The sequence below is a fragment of the Butyrivibrio sp. genome (assembly GCF_017635265.1).
GTDB lineage: Bacteria > Bacillota > Clostridia > Lachnospirales > Lachnospiraceae > Butyrivibrio.
In genome coordinates, this window is record NZ_JAGBLU010000148.1 from 1 (window position 1) to 7242 (window position 7242).

The window sequence follows — 7242 nt, forward strand, 5'->3', positions numbered from 1 at the left end:
CTGTACAGCTTGATTTCCAGCTTCCTCACAACTTCGGACTTACATATCAGGCACAGGATGGCTCAATGCAGATGCCTGTTGTTATCCACAGAGCTATCTACGGTTCACTTGAGAGATTCATCGGTATCATCATCGAGAACTTCAAGGGTGTATTCCCGTTCTGGCTCAGCCCATATCAGGTAGGTATCGTTCCTATCAGAGTTGAGCACAACGAGTATGCCAAGAAAGTTGAGAAGGCTCTCATGGATGCGGGAATCCGTGTAGAGGCTGACTACTCCGACAACAACATGAAGGAGAAGATCAAGAAGTACAAGAACTACAAGGATCCATACATCATCGTTGTAGGTGACAGGGAAGCTGCTGAGAACACAGTATCAATCAACGTTCGCGGCTCCAACAAGCAGATCCAGAACGTTCCTCTTGATGAGCTTGTTAAGATGTGCACCAAGATGAACAATGAGCATTCACTGGAACTTATTGATTCCTATGAGGCATAATATCTAAGTATTATTCAGGCACAGCACTTTTGTGTTGTGCCTGTTGTTTTATGAGGTTAGAAATGAAAAAAAGGACTAAGATAACAGCGGTGCAGCATCTGGGGATTATTTTCTTTGCTGCAGCGATCTATTGTCTGATCAGATCCATAACTTTATCTCTTACCACAGACATCTGGTATGACGAGCTCTTTACCATGGAGTTTGCAACAAGGCCTGTTAAAGAGCTTATAAGCCTTACGGCAAGGGACGTACATCCGCCTTTTTACTACATGATAGTAAGGTTTTTTATCCTGTTGTGTGACAGTCTTGGGATTACCGGCGATGGCGCCGTGCTTTCTGCAGAATCCGTTGCCAAGCTTGTGTCTGTACTCCCGTTCTTCATCCTTATGATCTACGGGGCTACTACCATCAGAAAGCGCTTCGGCATTCTTCCGGCAGGGATATTCTCTTTTGCCATAATAACCATGCCACAGATGCCTGAGTACACCACGGAGATCCGCATGTACAGCTGGGCTATGCTGTTTGTGACCATGGCTCTGCTCCATGGCCTAAGTCTCCTCGACAGTATTATGGGCAGAGGAAGAGAGGGGTGGAACATCATAGATGGTCTTATGCTGTGGCTTAGCACCACGGCTGCAGCCTACACTCATTACTATGCTGCTTTTGCCATCGGGATAATTTATGGAATCCTGATAGTCTGGATGCTGGTCTATTATATGCGCGTCGCGAAAAAGAAGACCGAAGGAAAGATCGGCCTCAAGGCAGCAGCTACTCTGATAGTTGCTCTTAACATGACCATCGCATCCTATATTCCCTGGGTATCTGTAGTGCTGAGACAGGTAGGCGCGGTAAAAGCAAACTACTGGATACAGCCGGTCGGCATCAGGAGTTTTGGCAGCGCGATCAAGCACCTCTTTAAGGGCTATTTTACAAACGATCTGCTGGCAGTTGTGATAGCGGTTTTATTATTTGTTCTGGTGGCATTTTTACTGGTAAGGACCGTGCTCAGAACCATCAGGGCAAAAGAGATAACGGATGCATATACACTTTTTGCTTTTTCCGTTCTTCCTTTAGTTGTACTGACCGGGCTTATTGCGTCAATCCTTATAAGACCTGTGTTTGTGAACAGATATATGCTCCCTGCCTACGGATGCTTCTGGCTCGCGATTTCTGTCATGGCTTCAGTGGAGATTGACAGAGTCTATAAAAGAGAAAAGGGACAGCTTGCTGGGAAGATCGCAGGAGTTTTGCTTGCGGTACTTATGATCATTGTCGGAGCGGTAGACTACAGGGCCTTTATCGGCAACGAAGAATACCGAATGGTCAACATTGAGAAGACTCTCGACATGCTCGGCGGTATAAACAGTGATACAATAATCATCAGTAATTTCGAGCACGTTCAGGGACTTTTGTCCTATTACCTCAATAAGAAAGACGGCGATTACAAGGTTTATCTCTACGCCGCTTGGCCTGAAGATCTGATAAAAGAGACGGTTCCGGGGCTTGAGACAATTGAGGATCCTATTGATATTGCCAATTATCTGGATGCGGGAAAAGAAGTTTTGTTTTTGGGAAGCTTTAATTCCAGAGAGGATATTTTAAAGGACTGGAATGAGCAGTATAAGATCACTTCTGAAAATGAGGGAAGCTACCTCATGGAGAGATACTGGTTTGACGTATTCAGACTCAGCAGATAACCGATGATCGGAGATGTTATGAAAAAGAGATTTCTTGGCCTGTTTTTGGCCCTTGCCATGACCGTAATGGCAGTCCTTAGTATAAATACAGTAAATGCATATGCAGAAGAGGACCTTAAAGAAGCAACCTGTTGCAGCTTTGTTGTCCCGCTTCAGTTTGTACCATCTGGTGAAAAAGGTCTTTTCGTGAATAAGGATCACCCCATGGAATCATCTACCATTCAGTACAGCGTATACTACAACGGACTGGATGTGGTGCTCACAAACAGGGAGAAAGCTGCTCTTGCCGAGCACAATGAACCCAAGGTGACCGATAAATCTACAGAACTTACAAAAGATATCTATCAGGAGACCATCTCCGCTGCTTATAACAGTGAATATGGCGAAGATGTGGGATATTCCGTCAGCTCTTTTGACAAGATAACCATTGACGGCTATCCGGGTTACAAGATTGAAGGCAGTTTCCAGGCGGCGGATCAGGAGAAAATCTATCAGACCGTATATATGCTTTTATCTAAGTACAGGACCTTCACTATCACTTTCCAAAGGGCGGAAGATGACGAATGTCAGGACGCATTTTCAGAGTGTCAGTCCACTATTCATGTACAATAAAACGTTAAGTATGATATCATTATTGTAAGTAGTTATGTCGTTTTGCACCCGGGAATCAGCAGAATATGTTTGACAAGCTTACAGAACTGATATCAAATGGCGAGTACAATGAGGCCTTATATGAGTTTCAGGAGGAGTTTTTTCACATCGATGAGAGAACTCCCAATGAGGCTGCCAAATTGTGCATTCTGGAAGCTTCTTTGTGGGAGGTATTAAGCGACAGCCAGGCTGAGTTTGATGCCATCGCAAGGGGGCTTTCTTACAATCCCGGAGACTACGAGCTCTTTTACATGCTGGGGCTCTATTATCTTAATCTGAATATTGATCAGGCATATCTTTGCATGGAGATGGCGGCCTTTTACTGCGACGATGAGGCCGACAGGGAGGTTATCCTTGATACGCTATCGGACCTTAAGTGCACGCCATCTGTGAGAGTTCGAAATACCAGCATCATGATCCTCTCCTACAACGATCTGGAGATCATGAAGGACTGCATTAAGTCCGTTGAGGATTTCTGCCCCGCCGGAACCTTTGAAATTGTGGTGGTGGATAACGCATCAACACAGGAAGGGGTAAGGGAGTACTTAAGGGAGAAAAGAGACAGTGCCGATTATCCGTTTATTTTGATAGAGAACGAAGAAAATGTGGGATTTCCCAAGGGCTGCAACATCGGAGCTGCAGCCTGTAATAAGGACAATGACATTTTCTTTTTAAATAACGATGCAGTGCTCATGCAGAACTCTCTGTTTTTTTTAAGGATGGGACTATATGACAGCAGAGATGTCGGAGCTTGCAGTGCTTTTTCCAACAGCGCTTCCCTGCAGGAGGTTGACAGCAATGACCTTTGGGATGAAAAGCCGCCCTATAAAGAGGCTGTGGAGATTTTCAGACAGTACGCCAGAAAGAACGGGGTTCCCAAACATCTCCCATATATAAAGAGATTTCGCCTCACGGGATTTGCACTCCTTTTGTCCAGAGATGCTATAGGCAGCATTGCTGCTGACGGACAGGTATTTGACGAAGCGTTTTCGCCCGCCTATTTTGAGGATGACGATCTGGGGATCCGCCTTGCAAGAGCCGGATTTGATCAGTATCTATGCAGCAACAGCTTCATTTACCACAACGGCGGAAACGGCTCTTTTGGTGCGTCTAAGGGAATGGAAGAAGGCAGGCAGAGGTTTATTGATAAGTGGGGCTTTGACATCTGGGGCTATTCGCTGCCGTGGTTTGAAGCTGCAGATGCAGTGATAGAGCTGGCAAAAGAGAGAAAAGGCTATCTTAAGGTTCTGGATTTTACCTGTGGCTTTGGTGCCACAGCTTCATACATAAAGAGTCAGTGCCCGGGCGTTTTTGTTGCCGGCGTCTGCAGGACTTCTTTTGAAGCTGGTATTGCAAGGCATATGACTGATGATGTGGTTTACGGAGAACTGAATACCGTAAGACTTCCCTGGAAGAGCCACTCCTTTGATGTGGTTCTGGCTGAGACCTTGTTTGTGAACAAGGCGAGGATCGGTGAGATGCTGAGGGAAGGCGGGATACATATAGGCAATGACCGGGAGGATGAAAAATGATCTGTCCAAAATGTAAAAAAGCGTTGCCACAAAACATGAATATGAACATCAGATTCTGTCCGCTTTGCGGAGAGGAACTCTTTGCGCAGGGAAGGAGCTATATAATTGAGGTTCAGTGCGTAGGTCAGAGGGAGAGTGAAGATGCGCTTATGATGGTATTTGTTGATGACCGCCAGATGTATGAGGTCAAGGCGGGAGAGAGCATTTATATTGCTCTGGACGCAGGCTTTCATTCACTTAAGTTCAGACAGAAGATCAGAAGCAAGACCATATCACTTCCCGTTAACGGCGACTATGTGATAAGACCTTACTTTAACAGCCTCTCGGGCCTTATAGAGACCAATGTTCAGCAGGTTAAGATTTCAGATGCAGAGCATGGCGGAAAGGGACGTGCCGGGATAATGATCACAAAGCCTGTGATGGAATCCACAGATGGGAAAAAGACCTTTGACGTTATGCTGGGAGATGACGATCCGGAGTATGAATTTAATGCCGCCAGCGGTTTTAAAGAGGGGGTCCTTAGGCTCTTTTCCGAGAGGTGTGAATTCAGCCCTCAGGATAAGTTCAAAAAAGAGGTTATTCAGTATAAACAAATAGTGTCAATTAGGCGTAAAATGGGCTCTTTAGACATAGAATGTGCGGGAAATGTGCATAAAGTTTATAGTATTCCGAAAGATATCTACAATGAAGTTATGGCATTTTTGACCAATAGAATTAGTGAAGTTCAGGAAATACAATAACTTAGGCTACATGGGCATACCAAAAAACAAACATAATAGTGTGTAATAATGCAAACAAACAGCCTTTTGTGCTGTTTGTTTTTTCGTTAACATTTCGAAAATTTATCATTTCAGAATGGATGGGGCATTGATGCGTAGACGTTAAAAAGTCTTTTATTGTATCAATGAATTGTGAAAAAAGTGTGAACACTTTCGCAAATTCTTGTGGCAGATGGTAATTTCGTTAAAATGCCAAAAATCAGTGGGTAATCTGTATAAAAATTTATGGGAAAATTCCCCTAAAAAGTGAATGACGAAAAAACGTCTATGTGTTATTCTATTGATTGCAAAAAGAAAGAGATTTCACAAGAAAAAAACATCATAGGAGGTAGCGATATGACAAAGGCTGAAATTCTTAAAAGAGAAATTCTTTCACAGTATAAAAGTGTTAGACAGTTTGCAATAGATATGTCTATTCCATACAGCACACTTGTAACAGCATTAGATAGGGGGATTGAGGGGATGGCTTACGGAACAGTGATCAAAATGTGTGATCGTCTGAATCTGAATCCGGTTGACTTCTCAACACTTGAGCAGGGCACAGACCTTGGCAAGAAGATCGTCGAGAATCGTGTAATGCAGCAGTATGTGAAGCTCAACAAGGCAGGAAGAAAGAAGATCCTGGACATGATGGGGGATTTCTCACAGCTTGACAAGTATCAGGCAGAGTAAGTTCTTTGTTGAAACAAAAGAGACTCTTTGGCATAATAGTCAAGGAGTCTTTTTTATTTTGGAGGTATTATTATGCATTATGATTTTCTTGTAGTGGGTGCAGGATTGTTCGGAGCTGTCTTTGCAAGACAGATGAAAGACAAGGGCAGAAAGGTCCTTGTGATAGATAGAAGAGGACACATAGGCGGAAATGTCTACACCGAGAACAGAATGGGCATCAATGTTCACAAGTACGGTGCGCACATCTTCCATACTTCTGACAAGGAAGTCTGGGACTATGTAAATGATTTTGCCGAGTTCAACAATTATATCAACAGCCCTGTGGCAGTATATAAGGATGAGCTCTACAACCTTCCCTTTAACATGAATACCTTCAGTAAGATGTGGGGCATCAAGACTCCTGATGAGGCAAAAGAGATAATAAATGCCCAGGCAGAGAAAGAGAAGGCGCGCATAAAGAGCGAGAAAGGTGCATCTGAGTTTGAGGCGCAGAACCTTGAGGAACAGGCTCTTAGCCTTGCCGGACGTGACATCTACGAGAAGCTGGTAAAGGGCTACACTGAGAAACAGTGGGGAAGAGATTGCAAGGAGCTCCCGGCATTTATCATCAAACGTCTCCCCATGAGATTTATTTATGACAACAACTACTTCAATGACCGCTACCAGGGAATCCCAATCGGGGGCTACACGGCTCTGGTGGACAGGATCCTTGACGGAATAGAGTTTAAGACAAATACAGACTATTACAAATTCATGAAGCTTGAAGACGGACTTCCTGTTAAGCCGTTTACTTCCTGTGAGGGAGATAGCTTTGACAAGATCGTCTTCACAGGCATGATAGATGAATTCTTTGGCTACAAGCTTGGAACTCTTGAGTACAGGTCTCTTAAGTTTGAGACAGAAGACCTTCCCGAGGTTGACAATTATCAGGGCAATGCGGTTGTAAACTACACTGAGAGGCAGATTCCGTTTACAAGAATAATAGAGCACAAGCACTTTGAGTACGGAACAGGCAAGGGAACCATTATTACCAGAGAATATCCTGCTGACTGGAAGCACGGCGATGAGCCTTACTATCCGATGAACGATGCCAAGAACAACGAACTCTATGCTAAGTATAAAGAGCTTGCTGATGACTTCAGTGATGTTTACTTCGGCGGAAGACTTGGACAGTACAAGTACTACAACATGGATCAGATAATCCGTGAAGCTCTGGATATGAGCAGATCTGTATGAGATAAAGATGAATAAAAAAGCCCCCGGGTCTTTAAGGCCAATGTCATTAAGTTAAGTGTAACGACAATAAGACTCTTATACCAGAAATGGTATAGGGGTCTTTTTTCTGAAAAAAATAGTTGACAGCAGAACTGAAAAGTGCGGCCGCTTTCGCTACTGATTATATTTTAGAGGTAGC

General features: G+C 44.0%; 7 protein-coding genes. All 7 read left to right on the plus strand.

The window, feature by feature from the left end:
- The coding region (locus tag J6O61_RS19160; RefSeq protein WP_292215913.1) for a His/Gly/Thr/Pro-type tRNA ligase C-terminal domain-containing protein at positions 1–497 on the plus strand (497 nt) is incomplete at its 5' end.
- 62 nt (positions 498–559) lie between these two features.
- On the plus strand, positions 560–2194 hold the full coding sequence (locus tag J6O61_RS19165; protein WP_292215914.1) for a hypothetical protein: 1635 nt from the start codon (positions 560–562) through the stop codon (positions 2192–2194).
- Positions 2195–2212: 18 nt separating this feature from the next.
- The gene (locus J6O61_RS19170; RefSeq protein ID WP_292215915.1) at positions 2213–2806 is read left to right on the plus strand and encodes a hypothetical protein; all 594 of its coding nucleotides are present in this window, start codon (positions 2213–2215) and stop codon (positions 2804–2806) included.
- A 65-nt stretch (positions 2807–2871) separates the two neighbouring features.
- Positions 2872–4377, plus strand: a complete 1506-nt coding sequence (locus J6O61_RS19175; protein WP_292215916.1) for a glycosyltransferase — start codon at positions 2872–2874, stop codon at positions 4375–4377.
- Entirely contained in the window at positions 4374–5117 is a 744-nt protein-coding gene (locus J6O61_RS19180) for a hypothetical protein (RefSeq protein ID WP_292215917.1), read from the plus strand. The genes J6O61_RS19175 and J6O61_RS19180 overlap by 4 nt, the downstream gene beginning before the upstream one ends.
- A gap of 375 nt (positions 5118–5492) precedes the next feature.
- Entirely contained in the window at positions 5493–5828 is a 336-nt protein-coding gene (locus J6O61_RS19185; protein WP_022770028.1) for a hypothetical protein, read from the plus strand.
- Between the two features lie 72 nt (positions 5829–5900).
- Positions 5901–7064, plus strand: a complete 1164-nt coding sequence (glf, locus tag J6O61_RS19190; RefSeq protein ID WP_292215918.1) for a UDP-galactopyranose mutase — start codon at positions 5901–5903, stop codon at positions 7062–7064.
- Positions 7065–7242 lie beyond the last annotated feature (178 nt).